Genomic DNA, 20,140 nt, shown 5'->3' on the forward strand with positions numbered 1-20,140 from the left:
AGGTGGAACACCCTGAAACCCGAGGACAAGAAGACAATATCTAATTCCTGTTTTCTACTCTACCAATTTTCTGCTCGTACAATTTTGCGAAAAAAACTATGCTCGTCACTTTTTCATGATAAAATAGAATACATGATTGCAAATATACGATATTCATGGGCTTTTTGTTCTGATCATAAAAGGGAACGAAACCCTTTTTTCGCTTGCTGTCATATAAGGAGATTTATTTTTTGATAGTGAAGTTTTAATTATTGGAAGTAAAGGTAGGTGACATCGTGGGCAAAATCATTGCGATCGCGAATCAAAAAGGGGGAGTCGGCAAAACGACTACTTCTGTTAATCTAGGCGCCTGCTTAGCATACATAGGAAAAAAAGTACTTTTGGTTGACATCGATCCTCAAGGAAATGCAACAAGCGGGATCGGAATTGAAAAAGCAGATGTCGAACAATGTATTTATGATGTTTTAGTAGACGATGTAGAAGCAATCAAAGCGATTAAACCAACTTCAGTTGAAAATTTATATGCAATTCCTGCTACAATCCAGCTGGCAGGGGCTGAAATTGAGCTCGTTCCGACTATTTCGAGAGAAGTCCGCTTAAAGCGTGCTCTCGAAGAAGTGAAAGGCAATTTTGATTATATTATTATTGATTGCCCTCCATCGCTTGGATTATTGACCATTAATGCTTTAACAGCATCTGATTCCGTATTAATCCCGGTTCAGTGTGAATATTACGCGTTGGAAGGACTAAGCCAGCTCTTAAACACAGTTCGTCTTGTCCAGAAACATCTTAACCATGATCTGAAAATCGAAGGTGTCTTGTTAACGATGCTTGATGCCCGTACCAATTTGGGTATTCAAGTAATTGAAGAAGTGAAAAAATATTTCCAGGACAAAGTTTATAAAACCATTATTCCAAGAAACGTCCGCCTTAGTGAGGCTCCCAGCCATGGAGAGCCAATCATCATCTATGATCCTAAATCACGTGGAGCTGAAGTGTATTTAGATTTGGCAAAGGAAGTGGCTGCAAATGGCTAAAGGTCTTGGTAAAGGATTAAATGCGTTTTTTGCTAACATCGAAGCAGACAATGAAGAGATCGTGCAGGAAATTAATCTTACAGAAATTCGCCCGAACCCATATCAGCCAAGAAAAATATTTCAACAAGAAGCAATCGACGAGTTGAAACAGTCGATTCTTGAACACGGGATCCTGCAGCCAATTATCGTCAGGAAAACAATAAAAGGCTATGAAATTGTTGTTGGAGAGAGGCGTTTTCGAGCAGCAAAAGAAGCAAAGCTTGAGAAAATCCCGGTTGTTGTCCGCGACTTAACTGAACAGCAAATGATGGAACTGGCTGTCCTCGAAAATCTTCAACGGGAGGATTTATCGCCCATTGAAGAAGCGGCAGCTTATCAAATGCTGATGAAGAAGCTTGGACTGACCCAGGAAGAACTGGCGAAACGGCTTGGCAAAAGCCGGCCGCATATAGCCAACCACGTGCGCCTGTTGTCACTTCCACCCAAAATACAAGAACTGATTTCGGACGGAAAAATATCGATGGGACATGGCCGTGCTTTATTGGGATTGCGCCATAAAGAAAAACTGCTTGCCGTTGTAGAAAAGACAATCAAAGAAAATTTGAATGTCCGCCAGCTTGAACAACTTATTCAACAACTGAATGAACATGTTTCACGTGAAACAAAAAAGCCTAAAGTTGAAAAAGATATTTTTATTCGCGACCGCGAATCTTTTCTCCGGGATCGCTTTGGAACCACTGTCAATATTAAACAGTCAAAAAACAAAGGTAAAATTGAGATAGAATTTTTTTCGAAAGAAGATTTAGAAAGAATTCTTGAGTTATTGGATGACGGGGATTCAACATTATAAGCCATCGATTGATGGTTTATTTTTTTTTGAGATTCATAGATTGTCAAAAATCTATAGAAAAAAAGACTGGGAAAAGCAACTTCATCATGATAGTTTAATATTATTCGGCTTTTCGCAAAACGAAATAAATGACAAAGGTGAGTTAAATGTTTTTATTGGGGACACTCGTCAATGGCTTGTTAATTATAATTGGATCTTTATTAGGAAAGCTGCTTCACCGCATTCCCGAGAGAATAAAAGCAACGGTTATGCACGGGATTGGACTTGCAGTTATTGTACTGGGCCTGCAAATGGGCTTTAAAAGTGCCAATTTTCTTGTTGTTATTTTAAGTCTCGTACTCGGGGCAGTAATCGGAGAATTGATAGATTTGGAAGCAAAATTGAATTCACTTGGAGGATGGCTGGAAAAAAAGGTCGGTTCAGATGCGAATGGCGGCAGTATTTCCCAAGGGTTTGTAACGGCTACACTCATTTTTGTAATCGGTGCAATGGCAATTATTGGAGCATTGGACAGCGGCATCCGTGGTGACCATGATGTCTTATATACAAAATCAATTATCGACGGGTTTACTGCGCTCATTTTAACAACTACATTAGGAATGGGAGTATTATTTTCCGCTTTTCCTGTCATGATCTATGAAGGAATGATTGCGTTGTTCGCAACGCAAATTAATCGTTTTGTTCCGGAGGCATTAATGGACAGTTTTATCCTTGAGATGACTGCTACCGGGGGAATCATGATTTTTGCAATCGGTCTGAATCTCACTGGTATCACAAAAATACGCGTCGCAAACCTGCTTCCGGGTATCCTTATTACAGGAATTCTTGTCACTATCCTGTACGGATATGAGCGATTCCTGTAAAGAGCAGCTCTCGAATATTACAGAGTATGCTCTTGTTCCACTTTCAAATTTAATTGGTGCCACGCCTGCTTGCGATCAAATGATAGGCTGGCCGCATAAATTCCTTCAGCGATCGTTTTTGCCATTTTCAATACCAAATTAAGACGAGTATTTTGCAACACAAAAAACTCCATAAATCCGCTAACGTTCACGATTCCAGTAATATGAATATCTCCGACTGGGGGAAGCTCTTTGTTAACGCCTGCCCCCGGTTTAACGGGTCCGTCACCGATCTGGATGATACCAACACTTTTCAACCGGCCTAGACACGCATCAACGCCAATAATAAAAGGGTGGAAGTGCTTTTCTTCAATTTCGCGTAATTTTTCTTCTAAATTTACAGCATGGATCGGATCTTCCAAAGTTCCGTACACATGAAAAGGAGCAATGTTTTTTTCTTCAAGCAAGGTACCGACAAGTGGACCTAATGAATCACCAGTAGAACGATCTGTACCTATACAGACTAGAACAATTGGGCGGCTTTTTAATGCAGGCATCAGTGCTGAAACCTCATTTGCAAGCTTCATGGCTGCCAGCTGTTCATCATGAAGAATTCTCGCTGTGCCTCCTCTTTTCTCAAACATATTGGATCTTAGATTCATTCGTTCCACTCCTTCTCGGGTAAGTAGTAACAGTATACGGAAAAAGTATGTTACGTATACATACCTGTAATGAGAAATCGATAAACAGGGTAAAAGGGCATAGAAAAAATTTATAGATAATGAAAAATACCTATGCAGAAAGCGTTTTTGACTCAGATAATGGCTGAAACTACAAAGTTCCCAAGAATCTTGTTAAAATAAATCAAGACTCAATTGCCAACCATAGTATCGATATTATTTGCGTTACAGGAACGGTGTTAAGAATCAGTGATTTTATGATAAGCAGGTGTTTTATGAAGAAAGAACTTAATGAATTTTTAGAGAAAATCTTAAGTGATGAATTTTGGATATTGATGGGGCAAGGCTTTTTAAAAATTCTTGCGATCATTTTATTAACAGGAGTTGTCATCCGAATTGGTAGATTGGCGATACGAAATATTTTCAAAGTACGCACCCGATCTCCACTGAGAATATCCGAGCGCCGGGAAGCGACTTTAATGAAACTGCTTGAAAATATTCTTTCATACGTAGTATATTTCATTGCTTTTATCATGATTTTATCGACTTTGACGATTAACGTAACGGGTATATTGGCCGGAGCAGGAATTGCCGGTTTAGCCATTGGTTTTGGTGCACAGAATCTTGTTCGCGACGTTATAACCGGATTCTTTATTATTTTTGAAGACCAGTTTTCGGTGGGCGACCATGTGAGAGTTGGCCAATTTGAGGGAACGGTTGAAGAAATCGGCCTGAGAACGACGAAAATCAAAAACTGGACAGGTGAACTCCATATTTTGCCGAATGGAAGCATTACTGAAGTGACTAATTTTTCGCTCCATAACAGCATAGCCATTGTCGATGTATCAATTGCGTATGAAGGGGATATCGAACGGGCTGAAAAAATCATTTCAGATCTGCTCGAAACTTTGCCCGCGAAGTATGAAGATCTCGTCAACCCGCCGGAACTGTTAGGAGTGCATACACTAAACGCTTCAGAAGTCGTGTTAAGAGTTGTCGCTGAAACTTTGCCGATGCGGCATTTTGGTGTGGCGAGGATGCTGAGAAAGGATATAAAAATTTGTCTCGATGAACACGGGATGGATGTGCCGTATCCTCGTCTTGTTATGTATTCCCGACACGAAGAAGAGCTAAATAAGCGAAAGCAGTTAGGAAAAGAATAGGGGGATATTTATGGAGCTCAAGGAGTTTGGCCTAAATGATGTGGTAGAAATGAAAAAGCCTCATCCTTGCGGAACGAACCGCTGGAAAATTATTAGACTCGGCATGGATATCCGGATTAAATGTGAAGGGTGCGGACATAGTGTACTCATACCGCGCCGCGAATTTTCACGGAAAATGAAAAAAATTTTGAGCAAGCATGAAGAGTAGTTCATGCTTCTTTTTTTGTAAGAATAGATTATCCTGTAAAAAGAATAAATGTCTGGGAGATGAGAGAGAATTGGCGGAAATTGTTCAATCAGCCTGTCCGTTAAATTGCTGGGATAACTGCGGCTTTCATGTAACAGTGGATGCAGGAAAAGTGAAAAAAATCGATGGCAATCCAAACCACCCAATTACCAAAGGTAAAATTTGCGGCCGCGGAAGAATGCTCGAAGCAAGGACGAACTCTAGTGAACGTCTTTTGTATCCGCTCAAAAAAATAAATGGGCAGTTCGAGCGAATTTCCTGGGATCAGGCGCTTAATGAGATTGCAGCCAAGCTTCAATATTTAAAAGAAAGCTTCGGAACCACCTCTGTCCTTCATAGCCATGATTATGCGAATGGCGGGTTGCTGAAAAATCTCGACAGCCGTTTTTTTAACAACTACGGCGGGGTTACTGAAATCACTGGCTCTATTTGTTGGGGATCGGGGATTGAGGGCCAATCATGGGACTTTGGTGATGCTTATAGCCATGGACCGGAAGATTTAATCAACAGCAAACAGATTGTTATTTGGGGACGGAATGTCGCCCGAACCAATATGCACTTTTTTGAGAATCTGCAAAACGCAAAACGGAATGGTGCGAAGCTGATCGTCATTGATCCGATTTATAACGCCACGGCGAAAATCGCTCATCAATACATTTCTATTCAGCCCGGAATGGATGGCATTCTCGCCGCCGGAATCATGAAAGAAATGCTGAGATTGGGAATCGAAGACAGGCACTTTATCAAAAACCATACGATCGGGTTTAAACATTTGGAAGAAGTTTTAGAGACGATAAGCATTGATGAAGTGAGCGAGTTAACTGGCGTTCCTGTCATGACGATAACTGAGCTGGCTGTTCTATACAGTGAAGGCCCGACCTCAAGTTTTTTTGGACTGGGCATGCAGCGTTATGCCAATGGCGGCAATACGATCCGTCTCCTTGATGCACTTGTGGCAGTCAGCGGAAACGTCGGCATTCAAGGCGGCGGCGCAAATTATGCGAACCGGCAGGTGGGACAGAGCTTTAATGTTCAAGCCTTAAGTTCAGCTCACAAAAAAACGGCATCCCGGCAATTTTTGATGATGAAACAAGCTGAATCTATTTTGGCTGCGAAGGATCCGGAAATAAAAATGATTATCGTAACATGCGGAAATCCGCTGACACAGGTGCCTGACACAAACCGGGTCAGACAAGCGTTTACATCGGTAGAGACTTTGGTTGTAATTGACCAGTTTATGACTGATACAGCTGAACTAGCTGATTATGTTCTACCGACAACGACAGCTTTTGAGGAGGAGGATATCTACTATTCTTCTATGTACCATCATTACGCAAATTACGGCCCGAAGCTCGTTGATGCTCCAGGGGAAGCTAAATCGGATTTATGGATTTGGACAGAGCTGGCTAACCGCCTTGGTTTTGGTGCTGAATTCGCTCATACGAGATCAGAATGGCTGGAACTTGGTTTGGAATCCTTATCTGGAGAGGGTGTTACTCTAGAAAAAATTAAACAGGATTCTTTTGCGGAGCTGCCTGTGGATACAGTACCCTGGAGAGAGCGCATTTTTAAAACGCCAAGCGGAAAATATGAATTCCTTTCTGCTGCAGCGATTAAAAAAGGCAGGCAAGGAGAGCTCTCCCTTTCCTTGCCGCATGAATCAAGATGGAGCCAGCCAGAGTTAGCTGAAAAATACCCGTTCACTTTACTGTCGATTCATCCGCTTCGTTCCAACCATTCGCAGCACTATCATTTATTGAATGGTCCAGAGCGCATTAAAGTAGAGGTTTCACCAGATATTGCTAAAAAAAGGAAACTTGCAGATAATGATTTTGTCAGAGTCTGGAATGAGCGTGGGGAGTTAAACGGGTATGTCTCGATCATGAAGCAGGCCCATCCTGGTACAATCAATATCGATGAAGGAACCGGCCGGAAATATGGCGGTGCCGTCAATCTGCTTACATCAAGTGATGTATCGGATAATGGGCTTGGCAGTACGGTTTATGACTGCCTTGTCAATGTGGAAAAGGTGTAAAGCTATAGCCATAATAACAAGCACCCTTGCGGTTAAAAGCGAGGGTGCTTGTTTTCGTAAAAGCAACAGGCCCGCTTATCGGGCTTGTGTTTTTATCTGGTACTATCTATAATTGTGAGAGGCTTGGTTAGTACCCGGAAACGGATTTGAATAGATAAAACTATTGTTTGAGGAGTGAACCTGGATGGCTTTAACAGCAGGTATTGTAGGCTTGCCTAATGTTGGTAAATCTACTTTGTTTAACGCAATTACGCAGGCAGGAGCAGAGGCGGCAAATTATCCTTTCTGTACGATTGATCCGAATGTCGGGGTAGTCGAAGTTCCCGATCATCGCTTAAATAAATTAACAGAGCTGGTTGTCCCAAAGAAAACAGTACCAACCACCTTCGAATTTACTGATATCGCGGGCATTGTGAAAGGTGCCAGCAAAGGAGAGGGATTAGGAAATAAATTTCTTTCTCATATTCGTGAAGTTGATGCAATTTGCCAGGTTGTCCGCTGTTTTGCGGATGATAATATTACCCATGTGTCCGGCAAAATAGACCCAATTGATGATATTGAAACGATAAATTTAGAACTGATATTAGCTGACCTGGAGTCCGTTGAAAAGCGGATTGGCCGCGTTGGAAAGATGGCCAAGCAAAAAGATAAAGATGCTGTGTATGAGCTTGAAATTCTTGAAAAACTGAAAGAAGCTTTCGAACAAGAGAAACCAGCGCGCACAGTTGAGTTTACAGAAGAACAAATGAAAGTTGTCAAAGGGCTCCACCTACTGACGATTAAGCCCGTTCTTTATGTGGCAAATGTTGATGAAGATGATGTGGCAGACCCATCCTCGAATGAATATGTCCAGAAGGTGAAACAATTCGCTGCAGAGGATAATGCGGAGGTTATCGTTGTCTGTGCGAAAATTGAATCTGAAATTGCCGAGCTTGAAGGCGAAGAAAAGGCGATGTTTTTGCAGGAGCTGGGCATTGAAGAATCTGGTTTGGATCAGTTAATCCGCGCAGCATATAACTTGTTGGGTTTAGCCACTTACTTTACAGCAGGTGTACAGGAAGTTCGTGCCTGGACGTTCCGAAAAGGAATGAAAGCACCCCAATGTGCCGGAGTTATCCACTCGGATTTTGAAAGAGGATTTATCCGTGCCGAAATAGTCTCTTACGATGACCTTATTGAGGCCGGCAGTATGACAGCTGCAAAAGAAGCAGGAAAAGTCCGTCTAGAAGGAAAAGACTACGAAGTTAAAGACGGCGATATTATCCATTTCCGTTTTAACGTTTAATAGTTGCACAAATAACCCTGTACTTGCTGCAGGGCTATTTTCATTCACTGGGTTTTCGCTTAAGCTCATAAATATAAACAAATATAAAGGCTTTAAGATTATTTGACAGATCATTGCCTTTAGGCTATGACTATGCTATAATTTGAACTTGTGAGTAATGTATAGTTGCTCCTTGCCCATTTGGGCCGTGTAGACCAAAAGGAGGTGAAAGTGATGAGAAAGTACGAAATTATGTACATCATCCGTCCAAACATTGAAGATGAGGCTAAAAAAGCGCTAATTGAGCGTTTTAATGGCATTCTAGCTGACAATGGTGCAGAGGTAGTTGAAACAAAGGATTGGGGTAAACGCCGTCTTGCTTACGAAATCAATGATTTGCGTGATGGCTACTACCAGATTCTGAAAGTCAACGCTGAAGCAGCTGCGGTTGATGAGTTCGCTCGTTTAGCTAGAATCAGTGAAGATATCATTCGTCATATGATTGTTAAAGAAGAAGATAAATAAGAATACAAAAATTTCCAGTTTGTAAAATGTTTCACGTGAAACATTCTCTGGATGAGGGGAGTTGATTCTGATGATGAATCGTGTCATTCTTGTGGGTCGGTTAACAAAGGATCCCGAATTACGATACACACCAAATGGAGTACCTGTGGCAACCTTTACGCTTGCTGTTAACCGTAATTTTACGAATCAGCAGGGCGAACGGGAAGCAGACTTCATCAATTGTGTTGTTTGGCGCAAACCGGCTGAGAATGTAGCAAATTTCTTGAAAAAAGGCAGTCTTGCTGGAGTTGATGGCAGAGTTCAAACCCGCAACTATGAGGGACAGGATGGAAAGCGTGTTTATGTAACTGAAGTATTGGCTGAAAGTGTTCAATTTCTTGAACCAAGAGGGGCTTCAGGTGACAAAGGCGAGGGTGGATACAATAACCCGCGGGAACAAGGCTCCCCATTTGGTGGAAACAATAATCAGAATCAACGCCAGAACAATAACAACCAAGGTTATACACGTGTCGATGAAGATCCATTTGCCAACAATGGGCAAATTGACATCTCGGATGATGATCTTCCATTCTAACACTCATATAATGACCGGTAAAAAACGAAATAAAGGAGGGAAATGAAAATGGCAGGTGGAGGACGCAGAGGCGGACGTGCAAAACGCCGTAAAGTTTGCTACTTTACAGCAAACGGAATCACTCATATCGATTACAAAGATGTAGATCTTCTTAAGAAATTCATCTCAGAACGCGGTAAAATTTTACCTCGTCGTGTAACAGGTACAAATGCTAAATACCAACGTAAATTGACAGTTGCTATTAAACGCGCTCGCACAATGGCTTTATTGCCATACGTTTCAGGCGAATAATGCACGAAAAGACAGCAGGAAATATTCTGTTGTCTTTTTTTATAAAAAAAGCAGGAATTTTCCCATCTATATGGAATTCTTTTATTGAGTAATAAAAGGAGGAACCTAGATGGATAAAACAAGTTACATAGCGGGTCTTCTTTATTATTTAACCGATAGAGAAGACATCCAGGCTGCTGCAATTGAACTCCTCAACGGGGAGTTAACACTCAAAAAAGCCACCAAGAATAGACAAATTTGTGATTACGTATCTAAAGCCGAAAAGCAATATGCTTCAAACATGATCGATCCGGAACTTCAGAAAAAGGTTGTTTTCTTTGTTGAAAGCCATCTTTTTGAAGTTACCAATAGCTAGCATTAAGCCATTATCAAAAAGAGAGCATAAGGAGAGTGACTCTTTCACTCTTTTATGCTCTCTTTTAATACGAGGGATGTCTCTGACAAGGGCATTTTTTTACATTTTCTTATTCTTTGAAATCAGTTTGGTTGAACGTGCTCTTAATAGTAGCTAAAATAGACTTTATGGGGAAATAAATCAGAGGTGAATTATGAAAAATGTATATAATTTGACGCAAGGGGCCGTTTTTCTGGCCATTTATACAGTCTTATTGCTGATAACGCTCTATGTGCCGGTCATCGGCACTGTCATAAATTACTTTTTACCATTACCGTTTATATTGTTTTCAGCTAAACATGAATTGAAAAGCTCGGCTGTATTCCTGGTTGCGTCGATACTGCTTTCTTTCATTGTTGGGTCGTTTTTTGGTATTTCGTTAACCTTGGGCTTTGGATTGACTGGGTTAATAACCGGATATTTAATTAAAAAGCAAAAGAGCAGAGTTGTCATTTTTATCGCAGCCTCGTTCGTTTTCCTTCTTAATTTGATCGTGCAGTATGTCGTTGCAGTCATCCTGTTTCAGATAAACTTTATTGAAGAGCTAATGACAATTCTGCGTCAATCGGTCGACATGTCGATTAAGATGCTTACATCGTTCGGCCAGGAGCCGGATGGTCGCGTTATTGAACGCTTTGAATCGGGAATTGACATGATTGAAACCTTAATGCCAAGCCTTTTTGTGCTTTTTTCGTTTTTAAGTGTATTTTTAATCCATTTAATCTCGATGCCTATAGTCCAGAGGCTGGGACTGACACCACCCAAATGGAAGCCTTTACGAGAACTTGTGCTGCCGAAAAGCTTGCTTTGGTACTATTTATTTGCTTTAATTGCATCATTGCTGATTAGGCCTGAAGAAGGGACATACTGGTACTGGGCACTTGCGAACCTGGTGTATATTCTGCAGTTTTTTATGATATTACAGGGAATTTCATTTGTTTTTTTTATAAGCTACGTAAAGGGCTATTCAAAAGCGATTCCGATTTTTGTAACAATACTTGCTTGCCTGTTCCCTTTTGTTCTTTATATTGTAAGGATATTAGGTATAATTGACATAGGCTTTAATTTAAGACAGCGTTTAATAAAGTAGATGACTGACATTTCACTACTGTTATAGGAGTTGAAAAAATGCCTTCTCACTTGGAAAAAAGATCCATACGGTATCTGATTTATGGATTAATGGGCGTAACAGTGGTGATTCTAGGGGTTCTAGCTTATTATAATTGGATTTTAAGCGTTATTGGGTTGGCTCTTGTTGCCTTTCCTTTTTATTTACTGATCATGCTTGATTATAAGCAGCGTAAAGAGACCGAGGATTACATCTCCACTTTATCCTACCGGGTCAAAAAGGTCGGGGAAGAAGCACTGATGGAGATGCCGATTGGAATTATGCTCATTAATGATGACTATATCATTGAGTGGACCAATCCATTTCTTGCCTCTTGTTTTCATGAGGATACACTCGTTGGAAGGTCACTGTATGATGCCGCCGATTCGCTGATTCCGATTATTAAGCAGGAAATAGAAACCGAAATTATCACAATTCATGACCGTAAATTCAGGGTTATTCATAAACGGGAAGAACGCCTTCTGTACTTTTTTGATGTGACAGAACAAACAGAAATAGAAAAAATGTACCATGATGAACGTACCGTAATTGCCATTATCTTTTTAGACAACTATGATGAGCTGACACAGGGGATGGATGATCAAACCCGCAGCAACCTTAACAGTCTCGTTACCTCAATCCTCAATAAGTGGGCAAATGAGAATGGCGTTTTTCTAAAAAGAGTTTCCTCGGAACGGTTTATTGCCATTTTTAATGAAAGCATTCTCCACTCTTTGGAAAAAGGGAAATTTGGAGTCCTGGATGAGGTTCGGGAAGCTACTTCCAAGCAGAATGTAGCGCTCACCTTAAGTATCGGCGTTGGAACAGGAGTATCTTCACTGCCTGAGCTTGGCTCGCTTGCCCAGTCAAGCCTGGATTTGGCGCTTGGACGGGGCGGTGATCAAGTTGCGATTAAACAGACAAACGGGAAAGTTAAGTTTTTTGGCGGTAAAACAAATCCAGTTGAAAAAAGAACGAGAGTCAGGGCACGCGTGATTTCCCACGCCTTAAAGGAATTGGTTACTGAAAGTGATAAAGTGATTGTGATGGGCCATAAGAGCCCTGATATGGACGCGATTGGTTCGGCGATCGGTATTCAGAAAGTCGCGAATATGAACCAGCGGAAGGGTTATATCGTTGTCGATAGTGCAGAACTTGATACAGGTGTCAGGCGGCTTATGGAGGAAATTAAAAATCATGAAGCGCTAAGGGATAGTATCATAACTCCAGATCAAGCTCTTGAAATGGCAACGGATGATACACTGTTAGTCATTGTTGATACTCATAAGCCTTCTTTTGTCATTGATGAAAGGCTTGTGAAACGAATTGATAAGGTTGTTGTTATCGATCATCATCGCCGCGGTGAGGAGTTTGTGGAAAATCCGCTTCTCGTTTACATGGAGCCATATGCTTCGTCAACAGCAGAGCTTGTTACTGAGATGCTCGAATATCAGCCTAAACGTGGAAAAATTGATATGCTCGAAGCAACAGCCCTTCTGGCAGGAATCATCGTTGATACTAAAAGCTTCACGTTAAGGACGGGCGCAAGAACATTTGATGCCGCTTCCTATTTGCGCGGACAAGGCGCCGATACTGTTTTGGTCCAAAAGTTTTTGAAGGAAGATATCAATACTTATGTAAGAAGGGCAAAGCTGATAGAAACGGTTGACTTTTATCATGACGGAATAGCGATAGCCCGGGGCAATGAAGATGCTATACATGACCAGGTGCTCATCGCCCAGGCAGCCGACACCCTGTTGACGATGGACGGTGTGGGAGCATCGTTTGTCATTTCGAAGCGATCACAAGATATGATTGGGATTAGTGCACGTTCGCTGGGAGATGTGAATGTCCAGATCATCATGGAAATGCTTGATGGTGGGGGACATTTAACCAATGCGGCTACCCAACTGGCGAATATAACAATAAACGAGGCTGAAGAACGATTAAAAGCAGCGATAGATGAGTATTTAGAAGGGAGAACGAAAAAATGAAAGTGATCTTTTTAAAAGATGTAAAAGGAAAGGGAAAAAAAGGTGAAGTCAAAAATGTGGCAGATGGCTACGCCCATAATTTTTTAATTAAGCAGGGCCTAGCCATAGAAGCGAATAACGCCAATGTAAGCTCCTTAAATGCTCAAAAGAAAAAAGAAGAAAAACAGGCGGCAGAAGAATTTGAAGAAGCAAAAAGACTAAAAGAAAAGCTTGAGAAGGTTACGGTTGAATTATCTGCAAAAGCAGGGGAAGGCGGTCGCCTTTTTGGTTCAATCACAAGCAAACAAATTGCCGAAGAGCTCCAAAAGAAAGAAAACATTAAGATCGATAAACGAAAAATTGAATTAGATGATGCGATCCGTTCATTGGGTTACACAAAGGTACCAGTGAAGCTTCATACCGAGGTGACTGCTTCTTTAAATGTTCATGTGAAAGAAGCAAACTAAAATTGGCAGTTCCATTCCCGAACAATCATGATAAAATGAAAGAGTTAAACATTTAATGTGATCGGTTGAGCTGGTCACATTTTTTCTGGGGTTTTTTTGAAAAATCATTCCTCTGGAAAAAGGGAGGTTTGTAATTATGAGTGATTTATTTGCAGATCGGCTTCCCCCGCAAAATCTCGAAGCCGAACAAGCCGTTCTTGGCGCAATCTTTCTGGAACCGTCATCATTAACGCTTGCATCGGAGATATTAATTCCAGAGGATTATTACCGGGCAGCTCATCAAAAGATTTTTAATGTCATGCTAAAGTTAAATGATGAGGGGAAAGCGGTTGATTTAATCACCGTAACAGAAGAATTAGCAGCAGCCAAACTATTGGAAGACACAGGCGGAGTCAGTTACTTAAGTGAACTGGCAGGGTCTGTACCTACAGCAGCCAATATTGAGTATTATGCAAAAATCGTAGAGGAGAAATCTTTACTGCGCCGTTTAATCCGCACTGCAACATCGATTGCCCAGGACGGGTTTACGCGTGAAGACGAGGTTGAAGTCCTCCTTGGGGAAGCGGAAAAAAGTATTCTTGAAGTCGCACAGCGGAAAAACGCTGGTGCTTTTCATAATATTAAAGATGTATTAGTGCGAACCTATGATAATATCGAAACGATGCATAATCGCGTTGGTGATGTTACCGGAATTGCAACCGGCTTTGCTGAGCTTGATAAAATGACTGCGGGTTTTCAGCGAAATGACTTAATTATTGTCGGTGCGCGGCCTTCTGTCGGTAAGACAGCGTTTGCTTTAAATATTGCCCAAAACGTGGCAACTAAAACGGGAGAGAACATCGCGATCTTCAGTTTGGAAATGGGTGCGGAGCAGCTTGTCATGCGTATGCTGTGTGCAGAAGGAAACATTGATGCACAAAGGCTGCGGACCGGCTCCTTGACTGATGAGGATTGGGGAAAGTTGACGATGGCGATGGGCAGTCTGTCAAATGCCGGCATCTTTATCGATGATACACCGGGAGTCAGGATAACCGATATTCGTTCAAAATGCCGCCGTTTAAAACAGGAACATGGCTTAGGAATGATTTTGATCGATTACCTTCAGCTCATTTTAGGGAGCGGCCGTTCTGGAGAAAACCGACAGCAGGAAGTTTCGGAAATCTCGCGTTCTTTAAAGGCCCTCGCCCGTGAACTGCAGGTTCCTGTGATCGCCCTTTCCCAGCTTTCCCGTGGCGTGGAACAGCGCCAGGATAAGCGGCCAATGATGTCGGATATCCGTGAATCGGGAAGTATCGAGCAGGATGCCGATATTGTCGCGTTTTTGTACCGTGATGATTACTATGATAAAGAATCAGAGGACAAAAACATTATCGAAATTATCATTGCGAAACAGCGTAACGGCCCGACTGGAACCGTTCAGCTTGCCTTTGTAAAAGAATATAATAAGTTCGTAAACCTGGAAAGGCGTTACGATGGATCAGCAATGCCACCTGGAGCATAATGATTGATAAGGATCAGATGGGTTTAACTATCTGGTCCTTTTTTATAGTTTTGTATTTTTACGAACATATATTAATATTTTAATATAAAATGTTCGTGTTTTATTGACTTTTCCATGAAAGAGTTGATAAACTTAGGATGTTAAAATCGGAAAAAAATTAAAAAATGATTTTTTGGAGGTGCTTTAATGTCTTCGGTTGTTGTGGTAGGTACACAGTGGGGAGATGAAGGAAAAGGAAAGATTACCGACTTTCTTTCTGAAAATGCTGAAGTAATTGCTCGATATCAGGGTGGTAACAACGCTGGACATACGATTCGCTTTGATGGTGTAACATACAAGCTGCACTTAATCCCATCAGGAATTTTTTATAAAGAGAAAATTTGCGTGATCGGCAACGGAATGGTCGTCGACCCGAAAGCACTTGTAAAGGAATTGGCCTACTTACATGAAAGAGGCATTGTTACAGATAATCTGCGGATCAGTAATCGCGCACATGTTATTTTGCCATACCACTTAAAATTAGATGAGGTTGAAGAGGACAGCAAAGGCGCAAATAAAATTGGCACCACGAAAAAGGGAATCGGCCCAGCGTATATGGATAAGGCTGCCCGGATTGGTATCCGGATTGCTGATTTGCTTGATCGGGAAGTGTTTGAAGAAAAGCTTGCCCGCAATCTTGAAGAAAAGAATCGTCTATTGGAACGTATTTATGACACGGAAGGGTTTAAGATCGAAGAAATATTGGATGAATATTATGAATACGGACAGCAAATCAAGCATTATGTACGTGACACTTCTGTTGTCCTTAATGATGCACTTGATGAAGGAAGAAGGGTGCTATTTGAAGGGGCTCAGGGAGTGATGCTTGATATCGACCAGGGCACATATCCTTTCGTTACCTCTTCAAACCCGGTTGCAGGCGGAGTAACAATCGGTTCTGGTGTAGGACCGACGAAAATCAAGCACGTCGTTGGTGTTTCAAAGGCATATACTACACGTGTAGGCGATGGTCCTTTCCCGACCGAATTAAATAATGAAATTGGCCATCAAATTCGCGAAGTAGGCCGTGAATATGGAACAACGACTGGGCGTCCCCGCCGTGTCGGCTGGTTTGACAGTGTTGTTGTTCGCCATGCCCGCCGTGTCAGTGGGATCACCGACCTTTCTTTAAATTCAATTGATGTTCTGACAGGTATCGAAACTTTAAAAATTTGCGTTGCCTACAAGTATAAAGGAGAAACGATTGAGGAATTCCCGGCAAGCTTGAAGGTGTTGGCAAAATGTGAGCCTGTTTACGAAGAACTTCCTGGTTGGACGGAAGACATTACTGGCTGCAAATCTTTAGACGATCTGCCGGTAAATGCGCGTCATTACCTCGAACGTGTTTCTCAGTTGACAGGAATACCGCTTTCAATCTTTTCAGTAGGACCGGACCGTTCTCAAACAAACGTTGTCCTCAGCCCATGGCGCCAACATTAATCAAAAAACAGGAAGCCTGTATTTTCAGGGTCTTCCTGTTTTTATATTCAAACAAAAAAGGAATTGTTTTCATGCTGTTTGATAGGGTAAAAAAAATATGTACATTCAAATATTCCTATGGTAATATTAGAAACGTCGTTAAAAACATGAAGTGTTATTTTAACACGAGCCATTAGCTCAGTCGGTAGAGCATCTGACTTTTAATCAGAGGGTCGAAGGTTCGAGTCCTTCATGGCTCACCATATATTATGGCCCGTTGGTCAAGCGGTTAAGACACCGCCCTTTCACGGCGGTAACACGGGTTCGAATCCCGTACGGGTCATTTTGAAATACAACAATCTCTAAGGCTAACAATTTTCAAAATAAACAAATTGAACCCTGAGACTCTTAGATTATCCGGTCCCGTGGTGTAGCGGTTAACATGCCTGCCTGTCACGCAGGAGATCGCCGGTTCGATCCCGGTCGGGACCGCCATACATAATTAAGCTCAGCAACTCAGCTGTGAGATCTTTTTTAGCAAAGGGTCAAACAGCATTTCGAAATTTAGGAACAACTTACAATTTGGCTCAGTAGCTCAGTCGGTAGAGCAGATTGCTCACATCAATGAAAAGCTTCTGTGGCAATCTGCGAGAAAGATCGTGAGATCTTTTGAGCAAAGGGTTAAACAGCATTTCGAAATTTAGGAACAACTTACAATTTGGCTCAGTAGCTCAGTCGGTAGAGCAGATTGCTCACATCAATGAAAAGCTTCTGTGGCAATCTGCGAGAAAGATCGTGAGATCTTTTGAGCAAAGGGTCAAACAGCATTTTGAAATTTAGGAACAACTTAAAATTTGGCTCAGTAGCTCAGTCGGTAGAGCAAAGGACTGAAAATCCTTGTGTCGGCGGTTCGATTCCGTCCTGAGCCATCCCACAAAAAGGGAGCGTACAAAAAGTATGCTCCCTTTTTGTAATCATTTTGTAATATTCACGATGATTTTGTCTTATTTTTTACTTTTATTTACTTATTTCCCCGCTTTTAAATAACGAACCGTAAAGGAGTAAAAATAACCTTTAGACATAGGCTTTTATTACCGCTACTTTATCCTTGTCCTCCCTCTTACAAACTTTAAAAATTCCATTGAAATGTCAGTTTTCGTAAGAAAATGTCAGTAATTATACATTTTTGTTACATTATAAAGACTATTTAAACTTGAATCTGTCTTTATGGTAAAGTAGAGAAGTGTCAAAAATTGCTGAAACATGAAGATAGATAAATAGAACTATAAAAAGAAAATGTTTTTCTCGGAGTTTAGGAGGAATTGTTACAATGAATAATTGGAAAAATAAACTGTCCAAACTTGCGGGCAACACCAAAATAAAACAAGGTATTTTCACTGCATTTGCGGTCGCAGCATTATCATTTGGAACGGGAACAAATGCATTGGCAAATGAGGATAGCTTCACAACTGTTTATTATGTTTACTTTGGTGATCAATACATAGGAACCGTTACCGATAAGCATGTAGTCCAGAAACTAATTGAAGAAAAGCTGGCTGCTGCGAAACAATCAAACGGCAATCTCGATTTAACAATAGGCGATGACCTGGCATATATTCCCGAGCAGGTGTTTCGCACGAAAACAAATGCAAACAATGAAGAAGTTTTAAAAAAGCTTGAGACTCAATTAACAGTAGGTGCAGAAGCAACTGCATTGGTCATCGACGGGGAACAAATTGCTTATGTTCAAGACAAAAGCACTGCAGAAGCCGTGGTCAAAAAACTGAAGCTTCAATACGTTACTGAAGAGCAGCTAACAGAACTTGAAGGAAGAGCGGCTGCTGATCAAAATAACCTACCGCCGTTACAAGAAAACGAGACTCGTATATTAGACGTGAAACTATCAAAAGAAGTTTCATTTTCCGAGTCAAAAACTTCCCCGAATAATATTTTATCCGTGGATGAAGCTGTAGAACTTTTGCAAAAAGGAACTTTGGAAGAAAAGAAATATCAAGTGCAAGAGGGAGATGTGCTTGGCTCGATTGCCAATGACCATAATTTAAAACTTGCTGACTTGATCGCGATAAATCCTGGTTTAAATGAGGACACACTCCTCCAGATTGGTGATGAAGTCAATATCACATTCTTGCAGCCATATGTTGAGGTCAGCGTTAACAAGGAAGTTTTTAAACAAGAGACGATACCTTTTCAAAATGAAACAGCTGAAGATGCATCAATGCCTAAAGGAGAATCACAGGTTAAGCAGGAAGGCAAGGACGGCTTACGCAATGTAACCTATGCAGTTTCTGAGCAAAATGGCCAAGTAGTTCAGAAACAAATTGTAACAGAAGAAGTATTACAGCAAGCTGTAAATCACATTGTTGTAAAAGGTACAAAAGTAATTCCATCCCGCGGTGAAGGCTCTTTTGTATGGCCGGCTGTTGGCGGCTATGTTTCTAGTAAGATGGGCTATCGCTGGGAGAAAATGCACAAGGGCATTGATATCGCCCGACCGAGTGACCGGACGATTAAAGCTGCTGATAACGGAATCGTCGTCTCTGCAGGCTCGGATGGCGGTTACGGGAATAAAATTGTTATCGACCATCAAAACGGTTTCCGGACTGTCTATGCTCACCTTGATTCGATGACTGTCGGTGCCGGCCAAACGGTTGCACGCGGTTCGAAAATTGGAGTCATGGGTGCAACCGGGGATTCAACAGGTGTTCACTTACACTTTGAATTATACAAAAATGGCAATCTTGAAGACCCGTTAAACTATATACGTTAAAAATGCATTAGCAAATGAAAATGAATAAGAAGTCTCCAGTCGCAGCTGGAGACTTCTTTGCCTTTTATATGAAACTTACATTTCGCAAGAAGTTTTATCCAAATCATGATCAAAATTTACTAATAGATGAATTCATTTTTATAACATGGTAAAGTAAAACAGAGTACATTTGTCTATGAAATACAAAGATAGTCCATATAATAGAAAATAGAAAAAAAGGAGATAAGGTATGGAGAAAAAAATTCTGGTTGTAGATGATGAAAAACCAATTGCAGATATCCTGCAATTTAATTTAAAAAAAGAAGGCTATGATGTCTATTGTGCGTATGATGGCAACAGTGCGATTGATATGGTCGAAGAGATAAAACCGGATCTGATTTTGCTCGACATTATGCTTCCGCAAAGAGACGGGATGGAAGTGTGCCGGGAAGTCCGAAAAAAGCATGAAATGCCGATTATTATGCTGACCGCAAAGGATTCAGAAATTGATAAAGTATTAGGGCTGGAGCTAGGTGCGGACGATTATGTAACAAAGCCATTCAGTACAAGAGAGTTAATTGCCCGTGTGAAAGCTAACCTGCGCCGCCACCAACAAATTGCTTTAACAGCGGGTGAGGAAGCAGAATCAAATGAGATTTCGATTGGTTCACTAACCATCCATCCGGATGCATATATCGTATCCAAACGTGGAGAGTCGATTGAATTGACACACCGTGAATTTGAATTGCTACATTACCTGGCGAAGCATATCGGCCAAGTGATGACGCGAGAACATTTATTGCAGACGGTTTGGGGTTATGACTATTACGGGGATGTTCGCACCGTCGATGTTACGGTTAGAAGGCTTAGAGAAAAGATTGAAGACAACCCGAGCCATCCGACATGGATTGTAACAAGAAGAGGAGTCGGTTACTATTTGCGAAATCCTGAACAGGAGTAAGGT

The 20,140-nt window shown here is 41.3% G+C and carries 19 protein-coding genes and 4 tRNA genes; 22 read left to right on the forward strand and 1 reads right to left on the reverse strand.

Translation table 11 applies throughout. The features are described from left to right. Positions 1-275 precede the first annotated feature (275 nt). From CU635_RS20080 to CU635_RS20090, 3 genes are all read left to right on the forward strand, one after another. Positions 276-1,037, forward strand: a complete 762-nt coding sequence (locus CU635_RS20080; RefSeq protein ID WP_101579184.1) for a ParA family protein — start codon at positions 276-278, stop codon at positions 1,035-1,037. Then, the gene (locus CU635_RS20085; protein ID WP_101579154.1) at positions 1,030-1,887 is read left to right on the forward strand and encodes a ParB/RepB/Spo0J family partition protein; all 858 of its coding nucleotides are present in this window, start codon (positions 1,030-1,032) and stop codon (positions 1,885-1,887) included. The genes CU635_RS20080 and CU635_RS20085 overlap by 8 nt, the downstream gene beginning before the upstream one ends. 146 nt (positions 1,888-2,033) lie before the next feature. After that, a complete protein-coding gene (locus CU635_RS20090; protein ID WP_101579155.1) occupies positions 2,034-2,750 on the forward strand; it encodes a DUF554 domain-containing protein in 717 nt (238 codons plus the stop codon). 17 nt (positions 2,751-2,767) lie between these two features. Here the strand turns inward: CU635_RS20090 and yyaC are convergent, their stop codons facing one another. Next, the gene (gene yyaC / locus CU635_RS20095; RefSeq protein WP_101579156.1) at positions 2,768-3,391 is read right to left on the reverse strand and encodes a spore protease YyaC; all 624 of its coding nucleotides are present in this window, start codon (positions 3,389-3,391) and stop codon (positions 2,768-2,770) included. 293 nt (positions 3,392-3,684) lie between these two features. On the opposite strand from yyaC, the gene CU635_RS20100 reads away from it, so the two are divergent. The 19 genes from CU635_RS20100 (at position 3,685) to yycF (ending at position 20,137) form a co-directional block, all read left to right on the forward strand. Continuing rightward, entirely contained in the window at positions 3,685-4,572 is an 888-nt protein-coding gene (locus tag CU635_RS20100) for a mechanosensitive ion channel family protein (protein ID WP_101579157.1), read from the forward strand. 10 nt (positions 4,573-4,582) lie between these two features. Beyond that, positions 4,583-4,780, forward strand: coding sequence for a DUF951 domain-containing protein (locus tag CU635_RS20105; protein ID WP_101579158.1), 198 nt, complete (start codon positions 4,583-4,585; stop codon positions 4,778-4,780). Between the two features lie 70 nt (positions 4,781-4,850). Next, positions 4,851-6,854 carry a molybdopterin-dependent oxidoreductase gene (locus CU635_RS20110; RefSeq protein WP_101579159.1) on the forward strand — a complete coding sequence of 668 codons (2,004 nt, stop codon included), beginning with the start codon at positions 4,851-4,853 and terminating at the stop codon, positions 6,852-6,854. 184 nt (positions 6,855-7,038) lie between these two features. Next, positions 7,039-8,139, forward strand: a complete 1,101-nt coding sequence (gene ychF / locus CU635_RS20115; RefSeq protein ID WP_101579160.1) for a redox-regulated ATPase YchF — start codon at positions 7,039-7,041, stop codon at positions 8,137-8,139. Positions 8,140-8,352: 213 nt separating this feature from the next. Next, positions 8,353-8,643, forward strand: a complete 291-nt coding sequence (gene rpsF / locus CU635_RS20120) for a 30S ribosomal protein S6 (protein WP_101579161.1) — start codon at positions 8,353-8,355, stop codon at positions 8,641-8,643. A gap of 70 nt (positions 8,644-8,713) precedes the next feature. Next, positions 8,714-9,217, forward strand: coding sequence for a single-stranded DNA-binding protein (ssb, locus tag CU635_RS20125; RefSeq protein ID WP_101579162.1), 504 nt, complete (start codon positions 8,714-8,716; stop codon positions 9,215-9,217). 48 nt (positions 9,218-9,265) lie between these two features. Continuing rightward, a complete protein-coding gene (gene rpsR, locus CU635_RS20130) occupies positions 9,266-9,508 on the forward strand; it encodes a 30S ribosomal protein S18 (protein WP_101658852.1) in 243 nt (80 codons plus the stop codon). A gap of 109 nt (positions 9,509-9,617) precedes the next feature. Then, entirely contained in the window at positions 9,618-9,863 is a 246-nt protein-coding gene (locus CU635_RS20135) for a hypothetical protein (protein ID WP_101579164.1), read from the forward strand. Between the two features lie 193 nt (positions 9,864-10,056). After that, positions 10,057-10,992, forward strand: a complete 936-nt coding sequence (locus CU635_RS20140) for a YybS family protein (RefSeq protein ID WP_101579165.1) — start codon at positions 10,057-10,059, stop codon at positions 10,990-10,992. Positions 10,993-11,030: 38 nt separating this feature from the next. Then, positions 11,031-13,004, forward strand: a complete 1,974-nt coding sequence (locus tag CU635_RS20145) for a DHH family phosphoesterase (RefSeq protein WP_101579166.1) — start codon at positions 11,031-11,033, stop codon at positions 13,002-13,004. Continuing rightward, positions 13,001-13,450: a 50S ribosomal protein L9 gene (gene rplI / locus CU635_RS20150; RefSeq protein ID WP_101579167.1), complete on the forward strand. Its 450-nt coding sequence runs from the start codon at positions 13,001-13,003 to the stop codon at positions 13,448-13,450. Before CU635_RS20145 ends, rplI begins: the two co-directional genes overlap by 4 nt. A 136-nt stretch (positions 13,451-13,586) precedes the next feature. Continuing rightward, positions 13,587-14,951 carry a replicative DNA helicase gene (gene dnaB / locus CU635_RS20155; RefSeq protein WP_101579168.1) on the forward strand — a complete coding sequence of 455 codons (1,365 nt, stop codon included), beginning with the start codon at positions 13,587-13,589 and terminating at the stop codon, positions 14,949-14,951. 186 nt (positions 14,952-15,137) lie between these two features. Further along, the gene (locus CU635_RS20160) at positions 15,138-16,430 is read left to right on the forward strand and encodes an adenylosuccinate synthase (protein ID WP_101579169.1); all 1,293 of its coding nucleotides are present in this window, start codon (positions 15,138-15,140) and stop codon (positions 16,428-16,430) included. Positions 16,431-16,596: 166 nt separating this feature from the next. Continuing rightward, positions 16,597-16,672, forward strand: a tRNA-Lys gene (locus tag CU635_RS20165). A gap of 8 nt (positions 16,673-16,680) precedes the next feature. Beyond that, positions 16,681-16,752, forward strand: a tRNA-Glu gene (locus CU635_RS20170). Positions 16,753-16,828: 76 nt separating this feature from the next. Further along, positions 16,829-16,904 (forward strand) — tRNA-Asp (locus tag CU635_RS20175). A 361-nt stretch (positions 16,905-17,265) separates the two neighbouring features. Next, positions 17,266-17,338 (forward strand) — tRNA-Phe (locus CU635_RS20180). Positions 17,339-17,739: 401 nt separating this feature from the next. After that, on the forward strand, positions 17,740-19,197 hold the full coding sequence (locus CU635_RS20185; RefSeq protein ID WP_101579170.1) for a peptidoglycan DD-metalloendopeptidase family protein: 1,458 nt from the start codon (positions 17,740-17,742) through the stop codon (positions 19,195-19,197). A 229-nt stretch (positions 19,198-19,426) separates the two neighbouring features. After that, entirely contained in the window at positions 19,427-20,137 is a 711-nt protein-coding gene (yycF, locus tag CU635_RS20190) for a response regulator YycF (RefSeq protein WP_101579171.1), read from the forward strand. Positions 20,138-20,140 lie beyond the last annotated feature (3 nt).

Source organism: Bacillus canaveralius (assembly GCF_002860125.1).
In the GTDB taxonomy this organism is placed as follows: domain Bacteria; phylum Bacillota; class Bacilli; order Bacillales; family Cytobacillaceae; genus Bacillus_BJ; species Bacillus_BJ canaveralius.

What these genes read in the sequence shown, in the direction of transcription:
- CU635_RS20140 (WP_101579165.1), top strand. Translation starts at nt 10,057, where the DNA reads ATGAAAAATGTATATAATTTGACGCAAGGGGCCGTTTTTCTGGCCATT.
- CU635_RS20085 (WP_101579154.1), top strand. Translation starts at nt 1,030, where the DNA reads ATGGCTAAAGGTCTTGGTAAAGGATTAAATGCGTTTTTTGCTAACATC.
- ssb (WP_101579162.1), top strand. Translation starts at nt 8,714, where the DNA reads ATGATGAATCGTGTCATTCTTGTGGGTCGGTTAACAAAGGATCCCGAA.
- CU635_RS20185 (WP_101579170.1), top strand. Translation starts at nt 17,740, where the DNA reads ATGAATAATTGGAAAAATAAACTGTCCAAACTTGCGGGCAACACCAAA.
- rplI (WP_101579167.1), top strand. Translation starts at nt 13,001, where the DNA reads ATGAAAGTGATCTTTTTAAAAGATGTAAAAGGAAAGGGAAAAAAAGGT.
- rpsF (WP_101579161.1), top strand. Translation starts at nt 8,353, where the DNA reads ATGAGAAAGTACGAAATTATGTACATCATCCGTCCAAACATTGAAGAT.
- CU635_RS20100 (WP_101579157.1), top strand. Translation starts at nt 3,685, where the DNA reads ATGAAGAAAGAACTTAATGAATTTTTAGAGAAAATCTTAAGTGATGAA.
- ychF (WP_101579160.1), top strand. Translation starts at nt 7,039, where the DNA reads ATGGCTTTAACAGCAGGTATTGTAGGCTTGCCTAATGTTGGTAAATCT.
- yyaC (WP_101579156.1), bottom strand. Translation starts at nt 3,391, where the DNA reads ATGAATCTAAGATCCAATATGTTTGAGAAAAGAGGAGGCACAGCGAGA.
- dnaB (WP_101579168.1), top strand. Translation starts at nt 13,587, where the DNA reads ATGAGTGATTTATTTGCAGATCGGCTTCCCCCGCAAAATCTCGAAGCC.
- CU635_RS20135 (WP_101579164.1), top strand. Translation starts at nt 9,618, where the DNA reads ATGGATAAAACAAGTTACATAGCGGGTCTTCTTTATTATTTAACCGAT.
- yycF (WP_101579171.1), top strand. Translation starts at nt 19,427, where the DNA reads ATGGAGAAAAAAATTCTGGTTGTAGATGATGAAAAACCAATTGCAGAT.
- CU635_RS20105 (WP_101579158.1), top strand. Translation starts at nt 4,583, where the DNA reads ATGGAGCTCAAGGAGTTTGGCCTAAATGATGTGGTAGAAATGAAAAAG.
- CU635_RS20090 (WP_101579155.1), top strand. Translation starts at nt 2,034, where the DNA reads ATGTTTTTATTGGGGACACTCGTCAATGGCTTGTTAATTATAATTGGA.
- CU635_RS20160 (WP_101579169.1), top strand. Translation starts at nt 15,138, where the DNA reads ATGTCTTCGGTTGTTGTGGTAGGTACACAGTGGGGAGATGAAGGAAAA.
- CU635_RS20145 (WP_101579166.1), top strand. Translation starts at nt 11,031, where the DNA reads ATGCCTTCTCACTTGGAAAAAAGATCCATACGGTATCTGATTTATGGA.
- rpsR (WP_101658852.1), top strand. Translation starts at nt 9,266, where the DNA reads ATGGCAGGTGGAGGACGCAGAGGCGGACGTGCAAAACGCCGTAAAGTT.